Raw genomic sequence first — 14510 nt, forward strand, 5'->3', positions numbered from 1 at the left:
CCTGATCGGGCTGCAGTGCAATGACCCTCGTCGACCTCTTGTTGTTCGCCATTCCGGCAGTTTTTCTCACCGGCCTTTCCAAAGGCGGCTTCGGCGGTGCGCTGGGCGGCATCGCGGTGCCGTTGCTGGCCCTGGCCACCTCACCGATGCAGGCGGTGGCGGTGATGCTGCCGATACTCTGCCTGGCCGACGTGGTCGGGCTCAAGGCCTACTGGGGCAAGTGGGACGTGGCCAACCTTAAGGTCATGCTGCCCGGCGCGCTGATCGGTATCGCCATCGGCTCGCTGACCTTCGAGCTGCTAAACGAGAACCTGATCGGCCTGCTGATCGGCCTCATCGCCATTTCCTTCGTGTTGATGGGGTTGCTCAAGACCGACCCAGCACCTCGCCCACTGCAGCCCAAGCGCGGCGTGATGCTCTCGTCACTGGCCGGTTTTACCAGCTTCGTTGCCCATGCCGGCGGGCCACCGGTGATGATGCACCTGCTTCCGCAGCAGTTGGAAAAAGTGCGCTACGTGGCCACCATCAATATGTTCTTTCTGCTGACCAACGCCATGAAGCTGATTCCCTACACCTGGCTCGGGCAGTTCAACCGGGAGAATCTGCTGCTCAGTCTGATGCTCGCGCCCATCGTACCGCTCGGCGTATGGACGGGTCTGTGGCTGCAGTCGCGCATCAACCACACCTGGTTCTACCGCATTGCCCGCCTGGGCATGCTGGTGGCGGGGGTGCAGCTGATCTGGAAGAACCTTTAAAGCGCCGAGAGCGCTCGGTACTCGTCCTGAGCATGTTGGTCGGTCATGCCGCTGATGAAATCCTGAAGCAAACGGCAGCGGTAGTAGAACTCCCAGGCGGCCTGGTCGCTCCCGACTGACTCGCGCACAGCCTGACGGTAGGCCTTGAGCAGTTGCCCCGGCAGGCGCCGCACAAGCATCTGCAGATAGGCCTCACGACGGCACTGACCCTCGGTCAATTCCAGAAAGGTCTGCGCATCGACGCGCAGCAGCGCGCCATAGCTGTCCAGCAAGCCCTGGATGATTCGGTAGCCCTGCAACTGCAGAGTTTCCACCTCGCGGTGGCAGAACACCCGCGCCATGGCGACATCCTTGAAAGTCTGCACGATGGCGTGAGGCAGGCTGTCGTCCTCGATCAGCGCACGGTCGAGTGTGCCGGCGTATACCGCTTCGATGTTATCGATGAACTGACGTGCAGCGTGCTGCACCAGCGGGTGGATCATGCTGACCCGTAGCTTGACGAAGAACTCGCCAGCCTTGTTGATTTCTTCCTGGTGATAGCTCTCCAGCGCCTGCTCCACCAGGCTGCGGAACGAGTGACGCGAGCCGGGAATCTGCACATCGGGCGACTGCATGCCTGCGAAGGTGTCGATCAGCAGCGGCGCCAGCTCGGCCACGCCAAGAATGCCCTTCTCCACCGAATCCTCGATATCGGCGAGGCAATAGGAAATGTCGTCGGCCGCCTCCATGATGTAGGCCACCGGATGGCGCGTCCCCGGCTGCTGACCCAGCTTCTGCTGCAGGCCCGTGACGAAGTCCTCCTCGGAAAGATAGAAGCCCGGTTTCTTGTTCAGGTAGGCGTTGGCAGCCCCTTTGGCCGGCTTCGGCTGATAGGCGGGGCGCAGGTATTTGAGCAGACCCGCGGTCTGGGTGTAGGTCAGGCGCAGGCGCTGCAGGTTGACCACCAGCCGCACGGCCTGGGCATTGCCTTCGAAATTGCGCAGGTCGGCACGCATTCGGGTGTGCAGTTCGTCGTTGTCCGGCGGTTGCGGTAGGGCTACGGCAAACAAGCCGTCCAGCCCACGATCGAACCACTCACCGATGGCGAACTCACCAAAGTGGCCAAACGGCGGATTGCCGATGTCATGCATCAGGCAGGTCATTTCCACCAGGCTTTCCAGCGCGCCCTGCAAGCCATCCAGGCCGTAATCCACGGCGCGCTCACCTAGTTGCACATACAGCGTGCGGACGATGAAGCGCCCGGTCTGCTGCACTTCCATCGAATGGGTCAGGCGGCTGCGCACCGCGGCGTTGCGCTCCAGGGGAAATACCTGGGTGCGCTGTTGCAGACGGCGGATGGCCGCAGAATTGATGATGCGCCCACGGTCGCTTTCGAAGGCATAAAGCAGATCGACATCGGCTGCTACGCCAACCTGATCGCCAGGGCGCAATGCAACAATCCTGTCTTTGAAATTCACCACTGAAGGCATCGCTTGAGTCTCGACCAGGCGCAGAAACCGCGAGCCTAACGCGCAAGGAGCGGTTTACCAAGCACCTGCGCGTGGCGAGAATGGGCACCACGCCCATTGAACCGCAAGAGATCTCGCTATGAGCCGCGCCGACTTTCACCAGCAACAAGCCGAGCAGGCCAGCGCCGAAGCCATGCGCCTGCTGGAGCAGCAGGCGGCACTCGGGCCTCGCTGGCTGGGCTGGGTAGCCAGCGAGCTATACAGCCTGTCGCCTCCCGAGTACGCGGCCATGGTGAGGCGCGAGTTGCAGCGCCTGACGGAGGTTTAGCTAAACCGGCTTGCTCTCGTGCAGGCGTACGTTGAGCTCATCGACCACTGGCGCCCATTCAGCGTCCTCCAGCAGTTGCTCTTTCAAGAAAGCCGCCTGAGATTCAGTCCAGAATGACGCTTCGGACACCTTGACCTCATCGGCCAGCGGGTAGTGTTCGGCGATGAAGGCGTCAATGCTGGCCGGGTCGGAGTCCAGGCCCAGCTGCTGGAACAAGGTGCCGAGGTCTTTGTTGGGAAGTTCCATGTGGGTCTCCATCAGGTGGGTTGGTTTTCATGTACGTGCGCAGTAGAGCGACGCTCACGAACGACAGTTCAACCTCTCCGGCCCACGGTTGGGCGGCTACTCGCTGCCGTTATCGGCTATGGTTGAAGCCAACCACCATGATCGGGAAAGCACCATGAGCACCAGAGCCGCATGCCGCAACGCCCTCGTTCTGCCCGCAATCGCCCTGCTGCTCGGTGCCTGCGCCAGCTCGCAGACGCCTCCTGCCGAAAAAACCGAGCGGATCGGCCGCGCTCAGGATCTTTACGAGCTACGCCCGGCCTATCAGCCCGGTACCTACCGGCACATGGACGAGCTGTTCTTCACCCGTACCGTGCCCCGCGGCCCCAAGGTCTACCCACTGCCAGCCCGTACCGAAGTACCGGTGCATTACAGCGTCGACGGCCAGTCATTGGGCGTCGAGGAGTTCATGCGCCGCAATCAGGTCGGCGGCGTGCTGATCATCAAGGACGGCAAGGTCGCCCTGGAAAAGTACGCCATGGGTAACGACGCCAGCACCCGCTGGACCTCGTTCAGCGTGGTCAAGTCGATCTCATCCACGCTGGTAGGTGCCGCCGTGCAGCAAGGCAGTATCGCCAGCGTGAAAGATCCGTTGACCCGCTACCTGCCGCAATTCAAGGGCGGCGCCTATGACGGCGTGAGCGTCGAGCAGATGCTGCAGATGAGCTCCGGCGCGGCCTGGGACGAAACCTACCGCGATCCGAAATCCGACCGGCGTCGTATGTTCGAACTGCAACTGGCCAACAACCCAGGCGCCCTGCTCAAGCAGATGTCCGGCCTCAAGAAAGCCCACGCGCCAGGCACGACATTCGCCTACAGCACCGGCGAGTCCCACCTGCAGAGTGAACTCGTTCGCGCAGCAACCGGCATGACCACCAGCGATTACCTTTCCGAACGAATCTGGGCACGCCTGGGCATGGAGCGCGATGCCTACTGGCAACTGGACAGCCGTGCGGGTCAGGAAATCGGCAGCAGCGGCCTGTCCGCAACCCTGCGCGATTACGGACGCTTCGGCCAATTCATACTCAATGACGGGGTGATCGACGGCGAGCGCATCCTGCCTGCCGGCTGGTTGGCGAGTGCCACCCGCGCGGCACCGGGCTCGCACCTGGAGCCCGGCAAGCTGTATGACGGCGAATACGCGCTCGGCTACGGCTACCAGTGGTGGCTGTTCCCGACCGGCGCCGCAGCACTGCCTGAGCATGACGGCGGCGCCTTCGAGGCGCAGGGCATCTTTGGCCAGTTCCTCTACATCAACCCCAAGGAAAAGGTCGTGGCAGTGGTGTGGAGCACCTGGCCGAAGCCGGAGATGGATGAGCGGGAAATGGAAACCTATGCCTTCATCGGTGCAGCGGTAAAGGCATTGCGCTGATCGAAGCGACTGGTGGAAACCACAAAGATCGCCGGTTGGGCGAACCCGGCGACGCCGTGCTGGTCGATAGATCAGATTTACCTGAGGGATACCTATGATTGATTGCCGACACGGCGTTGGCTGCCTGCTGCTGAGCCTGATGCTCGGTGGCTGCGCCTCCTCGACTTCCTGCGACGAACCCTTGAGCGGCGACAGCTGCCGCGACAGCCAACTGCTCCATCAGAACGACATGTTGCAGGCCAAGATGCTGGTGGTGTCCGGCGACATGGAGAGCCATGAGCTGGCCAGCGCCCTGCTACGCCGCGCCGAGAGCGAAGACTCTCTGGGCGAGGTGGCCTTCTACCAGGCGATTCTGATGATTCGCGAAGGCCCACAGACAGAAGAGGTGCTCAAGAAGCTGGAGGATGCTGCCGCGCAGCAGCAACCCTACGCCGTGGCCCTGCTCTACAAGATCTGGTCGGAACCCTACCTGGTCGACGAGGCCGACCCCATCCGCGCCGAGGAGTATCGCGCCGACTACTCCGAGCTGGACGTGGCCAAGAGCGGCTACCCCTCCTTCGAGAAGGCGCTGGATCTGGTCAATCAGCTGGTGCAAACGCCCTAGGGCCGCACAAGCAGCGTTGCCGAACGCTTAAACAGGCGCCAACGCAATTTGCAGGGTGCCAGCGCGGCGGCGACGGATTAAAATCCGCCACCAGATTCGCCGCGCAGCTCCTTCCAGCCAACCGAAGGCTGCGCCTATCCATCATCCGCATAGTCGAGAGAACAAGACATGGGCGCCCAGTGGAAAGCCAAACCTAAAGAAGCCGCCGCCAACGCCAGGGGCAAGATTTTCGGTCGCCTGGTCAAGGAGATCATGGTCTGCGCGCGCAATGGCGCCGATCCGGACATGAACCCCAAGCTGCGCCTGGCCATCCATCAGGCCAAGAAAGCCTCGATGCCCAAGGACACCCTGGATCGCGCGATCAAGAAAGGCGCAGGCCTGAGCGGCGAGACGGTCAACTTCGAACGCACTACCTACGAAGGCTTCGCACCGCACCAAGTGCCGCTGATCGTCGAGTGCCTGACCGACAACGTGAACCGCACCGTAGCGGAGATTCGCGTGCTGTTCCGCAAGGGCCAGCTCGGCAGCAGCGGCTCGGTAGCCTGGGATTTCGACCATGTCGGGCTGATCGAGGCGTCAAGCGAGAGCGGCGCAGACCCGGAGCTGGCAGCTATCGAAGCCGGCGCTCAGGATTTCGACGAAGCCGATGAAGGCAACACCCTGTTCATCACCGAGCCGACGGATCTCGATCTGGTCAGCCGTGCGCTGCCGGAACAAGGCTTCACGGTAAACTCGGCGAACCTCGGCTACCGCCCGAAAAATCCGGTCGCGAACCTGACGCCCGAGCAGCGCGAAGAGGTCGAAGCCTTCCTAGAAGCCATCGACAACCATGACGATGTGCAAAACGTCTACGTGGGTCTGGCCGGCTAACCAAGGCGAATTGCGGCAATCCATCACGGTATTGCCGCAATAACCCGGTATACTGTCCGGCTTCCTTCTTTGCTGATCAATCGCAGAGCGGAACATCGCCGCACAGGAGCTTCATCTTGCACAAGTCACTCGTTCTCGCCGCCTGCTTAATGCTTGGAGCTTGCAGTAGCGCGCCTCATTCATCGTCGCCCACCACCGTGGCCGATCAAGACAGTATCGTTCGCAACAACCTGGAAGCGATCCACAACGCCCAGGTCGTTCCGCTGCCGCTGAACCCGCATTCCAGCCTGACGCGTGGCAAGGCCGGCAAAGCGAACATGCAGTTCGGCAGTTCGCTGTCCAACTACCGCGTGTATTCCTTGCAGTTGAAGCAGGGCGAACGCTATCGCCTCAACGTCAATTCGCTGTGCGATCACACCTGTATGGGCATCAACAAATTCGCCCTGAAGCCGCGTGCTGTTCTGATGGACGCCTACGGCACCGTTATTCCAAACAAACCCACCCGCTCCTCTAGCGTAATTGGCATGACCACGCTGGGTTGGGATGGCGAAGCGCTGGAAGATGGCACCTACTACCTGCTCGTCGCCGCCGACAAGGAAGACATCGGCCGCACCATCGTCATCGACGATGTGTGGATCAACAACTCGCCGCTGATGGCAGTCAAAGTCGGCCTGCTCGATGGCCTGATGAAGCCGCAGAACCTGCACTGATCCATGCCGCCACGTACATTGCACATCGCAGCAGCCTGCCTGTTCGACGAAACGGGCCGCTTGCTGCTGGTGCGCAAGCGCGGCACTCGCATGTTCATGCTACCCGGCGGTAAACGTGACGAGGGCGAGACACCGCTGCAGACACTCCTGCGCGAACTCCACGAAGAGCTGGAGCTGCACATGCCCGAGTCGGCGTTCATGCAGCTGGGGCATTTCAGCGAAGTCGCCGCCAACGAAGCGGATACCCGGGTCGAAGCCGATATCTTCCGAGCCCTGCTCCCACACCCCGTATTGCCCGCAGCCGAGCTGGAAGAACTGCGCTGGCTGAGCGCCTGCGACCCACGCACCGACGACCTGGCGCCGTTGCTGTGCCGTCACGTGCTGCCAGTGATCTGGCCAAGCGCCTGAGCGCACGAATTTCCCATTTGAGCTGAAGCACCGATAGCCACTATCGAAGCGAATGATTTCTGCCGGAAGCGGCCAGTGAATAGCCTATGAGCAATCCAAACGGCCTCGCTCACAGGTGCTCTCATGCAACGCTCCCTGATCCTTCTGCTCACAGTCTTTACCTTGCTGCTCACTGGCTGCGCCGCCCCGCAATCGGCCGCTGAACGACCTTACACAAACGCTGAGGTCAAGCAGTTCGCCCTGGAGATGATCAGCCGCAGCGGCCTTTCCTACGAGGATTACGAAAAGATCCGTAGCGCCTTGCAAGCACCTAACTACCGGGCCTCCAACTCGATTCGCGATGCCGGCCCACAGCGCGGTATCGATCCAGAAGGCTGAGTGGATCAGGGCTATCGACAGTCTCGATCATAGGGTCAGGGTTTCCAGTGCAATCCGAGCGCCTGCGACAAGGCGCCCACTGAGCCAGCCACTATCCATTGATCTGTAGCAAGGCTGCTGTTTTTCAAGCCCGTAGCCTGTGGTGATCCGCTCCGTATCCGCGAGGGTTCACCATGGCTATCACTTCTGCCGACATCTGCGCCGCTGCCGACCAGTTGAAAGGGTTCGTCGGCTTCAACCTCAAGACCGGTCAACACATCGTGCGTTTCAGTGAGGACTCCTTTGGCCTCGATATCGCCGAAGACAGCATCACGCCAACCAGCGAGTTCGTCTGGGCAGTTGGCGACACACCCGAACTGATGACCCTGAAACGCGACCGCCTGGGTTTACTGGCCGATATGCGTATCGACGAACGCCTGAACATCGGCGAGCCGCTGCGCATTTATCTGCGCCGTGAGGATCTACCGGAAATCAGCGCGCAACGGCAGCTGCAACCGAGCGGCTGATCAAGCGCGAACCGCTGGTTTCACTCCCGCCCGCAACTTAGACTGGCCGGCCATTCAACGCTGCTGACTGCCATGCCTGTGTTCTGCCTGTTGCCCGATCATCTGCGCCCATTGGCGGACAAGTTCTATCGCAGCCACCGCTCCGCCATGCGTACCCGCAGCGACCATCAGGTCTGGATCGCCAGGGACGGCGAGATTGTCGCCGCACTCTGCCTGCAGAAGGCGGCTCACGGCCACTGGCTGACCAGCCTGCTGGTCGCCCCAGCGCGGCGCCAACAAGGCCTGGCCGGCGCCCTGATCGCCGCGGCGCTAGAGGAGACAGACAAGCCTACCTGGCTGTTCTGCCACCCGGACCTGCAGCCGTTCTACCAGCGCCTGGGTTTTCAGCCCTGCAACGAGTTGCCCACCCCGCTGGCCGAGCGCCTGGCCCGCTACCGGCGTACCAAAACACTGGACGCAATGCTGCGCTGAAGTGCGCCGTTCGTGCTTCCTGGCGTATATGCTGGCACTTTGACCACTTCCCTCACTTGCCGCCCGCCAGCGCTACCGCCAATGTGAACGGCTGCCTGAGGTCGAGACTCTTATCTACACGCGACCTACCGTAGCAATCGAGCACACGCGCCCACAACCAGAATGAAAGCACCATGGCTATTCAAGTGAAGCGTCTGCTTGCGCGGCTGCGCAAGGATTTCCAGCTGTCGATCATCACCCTCATGGGTCTGTTCGGCGTGCTCGGCATTTCACCCTATGCCGTCTATCGGGCCCTGCACGGCAACTACCTGGTCAGCATCGCCGATACGGTGATCGTGCTGTCGACCATCCTGGCCGTCATCCATGCCTGGCGCACCGGCGACACGGTCAAACCGGGGGTCTGGCTGGCCGGTATCTTCTCGCTGTGCGCCACCCTGATCACCATCAATCTGGGCGTCAACGGGCTGTTCTGGATCTACCCGTTGATCCTCTTCAACTTCTTCATGGTATCGCCGCCCAGGGCGCTGCTCGCCACGGTCATGGTTGTCGCGGCACTGGCGATTTACGCCATGCTGATGCCCGGCACGGTATTCGAAAGCCGCTACCAGATGCTGTCCTTTCTGGTCACCGCGCTGATGGCCAGCGTGCTGACCTTCATTTTCGCCTATCGCACCCAGCATCAGCGCGAGCAGCTACACGCCTGGGCCACCCGCGACCCGCTGACCGGCGCTCGTAACCGCCGGGTGATGAACGACGAACTGAAGATCGCCGTGGCCAGCCGGCGCCGGCACGACATCAGCGCCGCGGTGCTGCTGATCGATCTCGACCACTTCAAGCAGATCAACGACCGCTTCGGCCATCAGGCCGGCGATCAGGTGCTGGTGGATTTCGTCGAACTGGCCCAGCGCAGCGTCCGCCAGGAAGATCGGCTGTTTCGCTTTGGTGGTGAAGAGTTTTTGCTGTTGCTGGGCAATACCGATGAGCAAGGATTGTTCTCGGCTGCAGAGCACCTGCAGGCGCAGATTGCCGAGCACCTGAGCAGCCCTGGCGGCGCGGTGACGGTTTCCATGGGTGGAGCGGTGCTACGAGCAGGCGAACGATGGGAAGGCTGGCTGGAGCGTGCGGATCAGCAGCTCTACCAGGCCAAAGGCGCAGGCCGTAATCGCATCCATATCGATAGCGACGCAACCCTCGAACCAAGCTAGGAACGACCTCAGGACACAGGTGCGTTTCACACAGGATGCGGACGTTGCCAGACGGCGAAACCTTCACACCTCTGCCACTGCATGCGCCTCCGTTGTATCCATCCTCTGGTTGCACATCCCAAAGAAAAAGGGCGGCCCGAAGGCCGCCCTGTTCCCTGTAGCTGGATCAGTTAGTGAGACGAAGCGCCACTGGCACCCAGGCCGGTGTGCGAACGTACGAACTGCGGCAGGAACAGCGCACGTTCCTCTGCAGCCGATTCGGACTTGTCGGTGATCGAGAAGAACCAGATACCGACGAACGCCACGATGATGGAGAACAGCGCCGGGTACTCGTACGGGAAGATCGCCTTCTCGTGGCCAAGTACGGTGACCCAGATGGTTGGGCCGAGCACCATCAGCACCACGGCAGTGATCAGGCCGAGCCAGCCGCCGATCATTGCGCCACGGGTGGTCAGGTTCTTCCAGTACATGCTCAGGAACAGCACAGGGAAGTTACAGCTCGCCGCGATGGAGAACGCCAGGCCCACCATGAAGGCGATGTTCTGCTTCTCGAAGAGGATACCCAGGCCGATGGCCAGGACACCCAGGCATACGGTGGTGATCTTCGATACGCGCAGCTCATCCTTCTCGTTGACGTTGCCCTTCTTGATCACACTGGCATACAGGTCGTGGGATACCGCCGAGGCGCCAGCCAGGGTCAGACCGGCAACCACCGCAAGGATGGTGGCGAAGGCCACGGCCGAGATGAAGCCCAGGAAGATGCTGCCACCCACGGCGTTGGCCAGGTGCACCGCCGCCATGTTGTTGCCGCCCAGCAGAGCGCCAGCAGCGTCCTTGAAGGCCGGGTTGGTGCTGACCAGCAGGATCGCGCCGAAGCCGATGATGAAGGTCAGGATGTAGAAGTAACCGATGAAACCAGTGGCGTAGAACACCGATTTACGGGCTTCCTTGGCATCACCAACAGTGAAGAAGCGCATCAGGATGTGCGGCAGACCAGCCGTACCGAACATCAGCGCCAGGCCGAGGGAAATCGCCGAGATCGGATCCTTCACCAAGCCGCCGGGGCTCATGATCCTCTCGCCGTTGGCGTGAACCTTGATCGCTTCGGTGAACAGGGTGTTGAAGTTGAAGTCGACGTGCTTCATCACCATGAACGCCATGAACGACGCACCGGAGAGCAGCAGCACCGCCTTGATGATCTGTACCCAGGTGGTGGCCAGCATGCCGCCGAACAGCACGTACATCACCATCAGGATACCGACCAGCACGACCGCCACATGGTATTGCAGGCCGAACAGCAGCTCGATCAGCTTGCCGGCACCCACCATCTGCGCGATCAGGTAAAAGGCCACCACCACCAGCGAACCGCTGGCGGACAGGGTGCGGATTTCCTTCTGCTTGAGGCGATAGGAGGCCACGTCGGCAAAGGTGTACTTGCCCAGGTTACGCAGGCGCTCGGCGATCAGGAAGAGGATCACCGGCCAGCCGACCAGGAAGCCGATGGAGTAGATCAGGCCGTCATAGCCGGAAGTGAACACCAGGGCGGAAATACCCAGGAAGGACGCCGCCGACATGTAGTCACCAGCGATTGCCAAGCCATTCTGGAAGCCTGTGATACCGCCCCCCGCGGTATAGAAATCAGACGTCGACTTGCTGCGCTTGGAAGCCCAGTAGGTGATGCACAGCGTGCCACCGACGAAAGCCAGGAACATCAGGATAGCGGGCGTATTGACCGCCTGACGCTGTACGTCACCGGTCAGCGCGTCGGCCCACAAAGTGGGGGCCAGGGCCATCAAGGCCAAAGTGGAAAGGATGCGACCGATCATTTGCCCACCTCATCCAGGATTACCTGGTTCAAATGGTCGAATTCGCTGTTGGCACGGCGCACGTAGATACCGGTCAGCACGAAGGCCGAGAGGATTACGCCGAGGCCTACGGGAATGCCCCAGGTGATCGGAGAGCCTTCGGTGATCCGTGTTCCCAGCCAACCGGGCACGAAAGCAATGAGCAGGATGAAGCCTACATAGATGCCAAGCATGATGGCGGAAAGTATCCAGGCGAACTTTTCACGCTTGGCTACTAGCTCCTTGAAGTGCGGACTTTGCTCGATCCGCCGGTAGATGCTGTCGTTCATTTTATTGTTATCCTCCACAGCTGGATGCTGGTATGGATAACTGTAAGTCAGCATTCAACTTCCGACAGACGACCTTAGTCGAAACCCCCTCCCTTTTAGACCAATGTCTAATGCCCGGCGCACTCAGCGCCGCTGCTGATACTGCTGGGTACCCTGCCCCGGATAGCGCTGAATCTGATAGCCGTTCGGATACTCGGTACTCTGCCGGATGCCGCCACGGGTCTCGAAAGTCGAACTGCGCTGGCCACTTTCATAACGACTTGAATCGATACCTTGCGGTATGCGCTGGCCGCCATAAAGGTTGTAACGCTCCTGACGCTCATAGGTGTCGACGCTGCCACTGGCACCCGGGCTGACGTAAGCCTTGGGAATCACGCGGATGGTCTGCGGCGCGCGCTCGTCGGCGGATGCAGCCGTAGCCGTCAGCACAGCCAGCATCAGGGTAAAACCGATCAGTGATTTCATCTCGAACTCCGATAGCCGTTGAGGCGCCAGGCAATGGCGCCTTCGCCTCATGCTCTAGCTGAGACAGCACGCAGCGCGGATCATTTGCGGCTCAACGCCTCGCCGATCCCATAAAAGTGACCGCCGGCTACGTGGTGGATGCTGCGCCAGGCAGGATCGGCGTCCTCGAAGTGCCAGCGCCCATCACTAAATACCCGCGAATCGGCCCAGGCGGCGGTCACCTCGGCGATGAACAGGTCGTAAGTCTGCTGGTTATGCGGCTCGACGATCAGGCGACAGGCCAGCCACGCCGAGCAACCCGCGACGAAAGGCAGCTCCTGGTCGCCAAGGGCGAAGAGCTCGACGCCGGTAGAGGCGAGCTTGTCGGGCTCATCGTTCAAGCTGCGCGAGCCGACCTGGTGAGTCAGTTCCAGCTGCGCGGCAGTGGGCACCTGAATGACGAATTGGCCGCTGCGCTCGACCAGCACACGGGTCGCGGTGATCTTGTCCAGCACCACAGTCAGCTTGGGCGGATCGAAGTCCAGGGCACAGGCCCAGGCGGCGGCCATCACCCCATCTACGCCGTCATGACGTGCGGACACCAGCACCGTGGGGCCGTGGTTAAGCAGCCGATAGGCTTTGTCCAGGCTCACCGGCTTGATCGGGTTGTCCATCGCTGCGCCTCATAGAAAGTCGAAAACGGCAATGTACAACATCGCACCTCGCGAGCCAGCACCTGCAACGACGTGATCGCCCGGACAGCCACTGGCGCGCTAGAATCGGCGCCCGTGCCGGCTTTGCTCGAGCCCTCCATCCCATTCAGGTGCAGCATGACGCCAGACGTCGCCCGCCTGTCAGCAACCAGTGGTGAGACCATGATCGAGGTAACCGAAGTTTCCATCGCCCAACTGCGCGCGGCGCTCGAGGCAGGTCACACCACGGCGGTCGAACTGGTCAAAGCCTACCTCGCCAGGATCGATGCCTACGACGGCCCGCAGACGCCCACCGCGCTGAATGCCGTGGTAGTGCGTAACCCTGACGCGCTGTGCGAAGCCGAGGCATCAGACGCCCGCCGCGCCCGTGGCGAAACCCTCGGCCCGCTCGATGGCATCCCCTACACGGCCAAGGACAGCTACCTGGTCAAAGGGCTGACCGCCGCCTCGGGCAGCCCGGCCTTCAAGGATCTGCTCGCCCACCGCGACGCCTTCACCGTCGAACGCCTGCGCGCTGCCGGCGCCATCTGCCTGGGCAAGACCAACATGCCGCCGATGGCCAACGGCGGCATGCAGCGCGGCGTCTATGGCCGCGCCGAAAGCCCCTACAACGCCAACTTCCTGACCGCACCGTTCGCCTCGGGCTCATCCAATGGCGCCGGTACCGCCACCGCCGCCAGCTTCGCCGCCTTCGGCCTGGCCGAGGAAACCTGGTCGAGCGGCCGCGGGCCGGCTTCCAACAACGGCCTGTGTGCCTATACGCCGTCACGCGGAGTGATCTCGGTACGCGGTAACTGGCCGCTGACGCCGACCATGGACGTGGTGGTGCCCTACGCGCGAAGCATGGCCGATCTGCTCGAAGTGCTGGACGTAGTCGTCGCCGATGACCCCGACACCCGTGGCGACCTGTGGCGCCTGCAGCCCTGGGTGCCGATTCCCAGCGCCTCCTCGGTGCGCCCCGACGCCTATCAGACACTGGCTGCGGATGCTGGCGCACTGGCCGGCAAACGCTTCGGCGTACCGCGCATGTTCATCAATGCCGACCCCGAAGCGGGCACCAGCGAGTCGCCAGGCATTGGCGGGCCAACCGGGCAGCGCATCAATACCCGCGCCTCGGTGATCGCACTGTGGGAGAGCGCCCGTAAGGCGCTGGAAAGTGCCGGTGCCGAAGTGATCGACGTCGACTTCCCGCTGGTTTCCAACTGCGAGGGCGATCGCCCTGGCGCCTCGACGGTGTTCAACCGCGGCCTGGTTTCCAAAGCGTTTCTGCATGACGAACTGTGGGAGCTGTCGGCCTGGGCCTTCGATGATTTCCTGCGTGCCAATGGCGATCCGAAACTGAACCGTTTGGCGGACGTCGATGGGCCGCAGATTTTCCCCCACGACCCAGGCACCCTGCCCAACCGCGAGGACGATCTGGCCGCCGGGATGGACGAATACGTGCGCATGGCCGAACGCGGCATCACCCCGTGGAACGAGATCGCCACGCTGCCAGACGGCCTGCGCGGGCTGGAGAAGACCCGGCAGATCGATCTCGAACAATGGATGGACGAGTTGAAGCTCGACGCCGTGCTCTTCCCCACCGTCGCTGACGTGGGGCCGGCGGATGCCGACGTCAACCCGGCCTCCGCAGACATTGCCTGGAGCAACGGCATCTGGGTCGCCAACGGCAACCTCGCCATTCGCCACCTCGGCGTACCCACGGTCACTGTGCCGATGGGTGTGATGGCGGATATCGGCATGCCAGTCGGGCTGACCTTCGCCGGCCGCGCCTACGATGACTCGGCGCTGCTGCGCCTGGCCTGCGCTTACGAGTCGACCGGTTCGAAACGCCAGATTCCACCGCGCACCCCGCCGCTGCCGAAGGCTGAGTGATGAG

General features: G+C 61.9%; 18 protein-coding genes. 12 read left to right on the plus strand and 6 right to left on the minus strand.

Features of this window, described 5'->3' with window-relative positions; genetic code table 11:
- Positions 1-20 precede the first annotated feature (20 nt).
- Positions 21-755 (plus strand): sulfite exporter TauE/SafE family protein, encoded by a 735-nt coding sequence (locus tag K5Q02_RS20760; RefSeq protein ID WP_225833790.1) that lies wholly within the window; start codon positions 21-23, stop codon positions 753-755.
- Here K5Q02_RS20760 and dgt read toward each other — a convergent pair.
- Entirely contained in the window at positions 752-2224 is a 1473-nt protein-coding gene (dgt, locus tag K5Q02_RS20765; protein WP_225833792.1) for a dGTPase, read from the minus strand. The two genes, K5Q02_RS20760 and dgt, sit on opposite strands and share 4 nt — an antisense overlap.
- A 118-nt stretch (positions 2225-2342) precedes the next feature.
- On the opposite strand from dgt, the gene K5Q02_RS20770 reads away from it, so the two are divergent.
- Positions 2343-2531, plus strand: coding sequence for a hypothetical protein (locus K5Q02_RS20770; protein WP_225833794.1), 189 nt, complete (start codon positions 2343-2345; stop codon positions 2529-2531).
- On the opposite strand, the gene K5Q02_RS20775 is transcribed toward K5Q02_RS20770, so the two are convergent.
- Positions 2532-2777 (minus strand): DUF2789 domain-containing protein, encoded by a 246-nt coding sequence (locus tag K5Q02_RS20775; protein WP_225833796.1) that lies wholly within the window; start codon positions 2775-2777, stop codon positions 2532-2534.
- A 154-nt stretch (positions 2778-2931) separates the two neighbouring features.
- Between K5Q02_RS20775 and K5Q02_RS20780 the strand changes: the two genes are divergently transcribed.
- From K5Q02_RS20780 to K5Q02_RS20820, 9 genes are all read left to right on the plus strand, one after another.
- Entirely contained in the window at positions 2932-4188 is a 1257-nt protein-coding gene (locus K5Q02_RS20780) for a serine hydrolase domain-containing protein (protein WP_225833798.1), read from the plus strand.
- Between the two features lie 94 nt (positions 4189-4282).
- Complete coding sequence (locus K5Q02_RS20785) at positions 4283-4792, plus strand: hypothetical protein (RefSeq protein WP_225833800.1); 510 nt, start codon at positions 4283-4285, stop codon at positions 4790-4792.
- 168 nt (positions 4793-4960) lie between these two features.
- The gene (locus tag K5Q02_RS20790) at positions 4961-5662 is read left to right on the plus strand and encodes a YebC/PmpR family DNA-binding transcriptional regulator (RefSeq protein WP_042554383.1); all 702 of its coding nucleotides are present in this window, start codon (positions 4961-4963) and stop codon (positions 5660-5662) included.
- Positions 5663-5859: 197 nt separating this feature from the next.
- Positions 5860-6372, plus strand: coding sequence for a hypothetical protein (locus K5Q02_RS20795; RefSeq protein WP_225833802.1), 513 nt, complete (start codon positions 5860-5862; stop codon positions 6370-6372).
- A 3-nt stretch (positions 6373-6375) separates the two neighbouring features.
- The gene (locus K5Q02_RS20800; RefSeq protein ID WP_225833804.1) at positions 6376-6780 is read left to right on the plus strand and encodes an NUDIX hydrolase; all 405 of its coding nucleotides are present in this window, start codon (positions 6376-6378) and stop codon (positions 6778-6780) included.
- Positions 6781-6903: 123 nt separating this feature from the next.
- The gene (locus tag K5Q02_RS20805; protein WP_225833806.1) at positions 6904-7158 is read left to right on the plus strand and encodes a hypothetical protein; all 255 of its coding nucleotides are present in this window, start codon (positions 6904-6906) and stop codon (positions 7156-7158) included.
- Positions 7159-7331: 173 nt separating this feature from the next.
- Positions 7332-7664, plus strand: a complete 333-nt coding sequence (locus K5Q02_RS20810; RefSeq protein ID WP_225833808.1) for a DUF2025 family protein — start codon at positions 7332-7334, stop codon at positions 7662-7664.
- Positions 7665-7736: 72 nt separating this feature from the next.
- Positions 7737-8135 carry a GNAT family N-acetyltransferase gene (locus K5Q02_RS20815; RefSeq protein WP_225833810.1) on the plus strand — a complete coding sequence of 133 codons (399 nt, stop codon included), beginning with the start codon at positions 7737-7739 and terminating at the stop codon, positions 8133-8135.
- Between the two features lie 173 nt (positions 8136-8308).
- A complete protein-coding gene (locus K5Q02_RS20820; RefSeq protein WP_225833811.1) occupies positions 8309-9340 on the plus strand; it encodes a GGDEF domain-containing protein in 1032 nt (343 codons plus the stop codon).
- Positions 9341-9510: 170 nt separating this feature from the next.
- Here the strand turns inward: K5Q02_RS20820 and K5Q02_RS20825 are convergent, their stop codons facing one another.
- The 4 genes from K5Q02_RS20825 to K5Q02_RS20840 form a co-directional block, all read right to left on the minus strand.
- Positions 9511-11166, minus strand: a complete 1656-nt coding sequence (locus K5Q02_RS20825) for a cation acetate symporter (RefSeq protein WP_225833813.1) — start codon at positions 11164-11166, stop codon at positions 9511-9513.
- Positions 11163-11474: a DUF485 domain-containing protein gene (locus K5Q02_RS20830; protein WP_225833815.1), complete on the minus strand. Its 312-nt coding sequence runs from the start codon at positions 11472-11474 to the stop codon at positions 11163-11165. Before K5Q02_RS20830 ends, K5Q02_RS20825 begins: the two co-directional genes overlap by 4 nt.
- A gap of 123 nt (positions 11475-11597) precedes the next feature.
- A complete protein-coding gene (locus K5Q02_RS20835; RefSeq protein WP_225833816.1) occupies positions 11598-11939 on the minus strand; it encodes a hypothetical protein in 342 nt (113 codons plus the stop codon).
- A gap of 80 nt (positions 11940-12019) precedes the next feature.
- Positions 12020-12592, minus strand: a complete 573-nt coding sequence (locus K5Q02_RS20840) for a flavin reductase family protein (protein WP_225833817.1) — start codon at positions 12590-12592, stop codon at positions 12020-12022.
- 201 nt (positions 12593-12793) lie between these two features.
- Between K5Q02_RS20840 and K5Q02_RS20845 the strand changes: the two genes are divergently transcribed.
- Complete coding sequence (locus tag K5Q02_RS20845) at positions 12794-14506, plus strand: amidase (protein WP_225839802.1); 1713 nt, start codon at positions 12794-12796, stop codon at positions 14504-14506.
- Positions 14507-14510 lie beyond the last annotated feature (4 nt).

This window comes from Pseudomonas sp. MM211 (assembly GCF_020386635.1).
Classification (GTDB): domain Bacteria; phylum Pseudomonadota; class Gammaproteobacteria; order Pseudomonadales; family Pseudomonadaceae; genus Aquipseudomonas.

Excerpts from the sequence above, each read along its gene's own strand:
- K5Q02_RS20760 (WP_225833790.1), top strand. The coding sequence starts at position 21 with ATGACCCTCGTCGACCTCTTGTTGTTCGCCATTCCGGCAGTTTTTCTC.
- dgt (WP_225833792.1), bottom strand. The coding sequence starts at position 2,224 with ATGCCTTCAGTGGTGAATTTCAAAGACAGGATTGTTGCATTGCGCCCT.
- K5Q02_RS20770 (WP_225833794.1), top strand. The coding sequence starts at position 2,343 with ATGAGCCGCGCCGACTTTCACCAGCAACAAGCCGAGCAGGCCAGCGCC.
- K5Q02_RS20775 (WP_225833796.1), bottom strand. The coding sequence starts at position 2,777 with ATGGAACTTCCCAACAAAGACCTCGGCACCTTGTTCCAGCAGCTGGGC.
- K5Q02_RS20780 (WP_225833798.1), top strand. The coding sequence starts at position 2,932 with ATGAGCACCAGAGCCGCATGCCGCAACGCCCTCGTTCTGCCCGCAATC.
- K5Q02_RS20785 (WP_225833800.1), top strand. The coding sequence starts at position 4,283 with ATGATTGATTGCCGACACGGCGTTGGCTGCCTGCTGCTGAGCCTGATG.
- K5Q02_RS20790 (WP_042554383.1), top strand. The coding sequence starts at position 4,961 with ATGGGCGCCCAGTGGAAAGCCAAACCTAAAGAAGCCGCCGCCAACGCC.
- K5Q02_RS20800 (WP_225833804.1), top strand. The coding sequence starts at position 6,376 with ATGCCGCCACGTACATTGCACATCGCAGCAGCCTGCCTGTTCGACGAA.
- K5Q02_RS20805 (WP_225833806.1), top strand. The coding sequence starts at position 6,904 with ATGCAACGCTCCCTGATCCTTCTGCTCACAGTCTTTACCTTGCTGCTC.
- K5Q02_RS20810 (WP_225833808.1), top strand. The coding sequence starts at position 7,332 with ATGGCTATCACTTCTGCCGACATCTGCGCCGCTGCCGACCAGTTGAAA.
- K5Q02_RS20815 (WP_225833810.1), top strand. The coding sequence starts at position 7,737 with ATGCCTGTGTTCTGCCTGTTGCCCGATCATCTGCGCCCATTGGCGGAC.
- K5Q02_RS20820 (WP_225833811.1), top strand. The coding sequence starts at position 8,309 with ATGGCTATTCAAGTGAAGCGTCTGCTTGCGCGGCTGCGCAAGGATTTC.
- K5Q02_RS20825 (WP_225833813.1), bottom strand. The coding sequence starts at position 11,166 with ATGATCGGTCGCATCCTTTCCACTTTGGCCTTGATGGCCCTGGCCCCC.
- K5Q02_RS20830 (WP_225833815.1), bottom strand. The coding sequence starts at position 11,474 with ATGAACGACAGCATCTACCGGCGGATCGAGCAAAGTCCGCACTTCAAG.
- K5Q02_RS20835 (WP_225833816.1), bottom strand. The coding sequence starts at position 11,939 with ATGAAATCACTGATCGGTTTTACCCTGATGCTGGCTGTGCTGACGGCT.
- K5Q02_RS20840 (WP_225833817.1), bottom strand. The coding sequence starts at position 12,592 with ATGGACAACCCGATCAAGCCGGTGAGCCTGGACAAAGCCTATCGGCTG.
- K5Q02_RS20845 (WP_225839802.1), top strand. The coding sequence starts at position 12,794 with ATGATCGAGGTAACCGAAGTTTCCATCGCCCAACTGCGCGCGGCGCTC.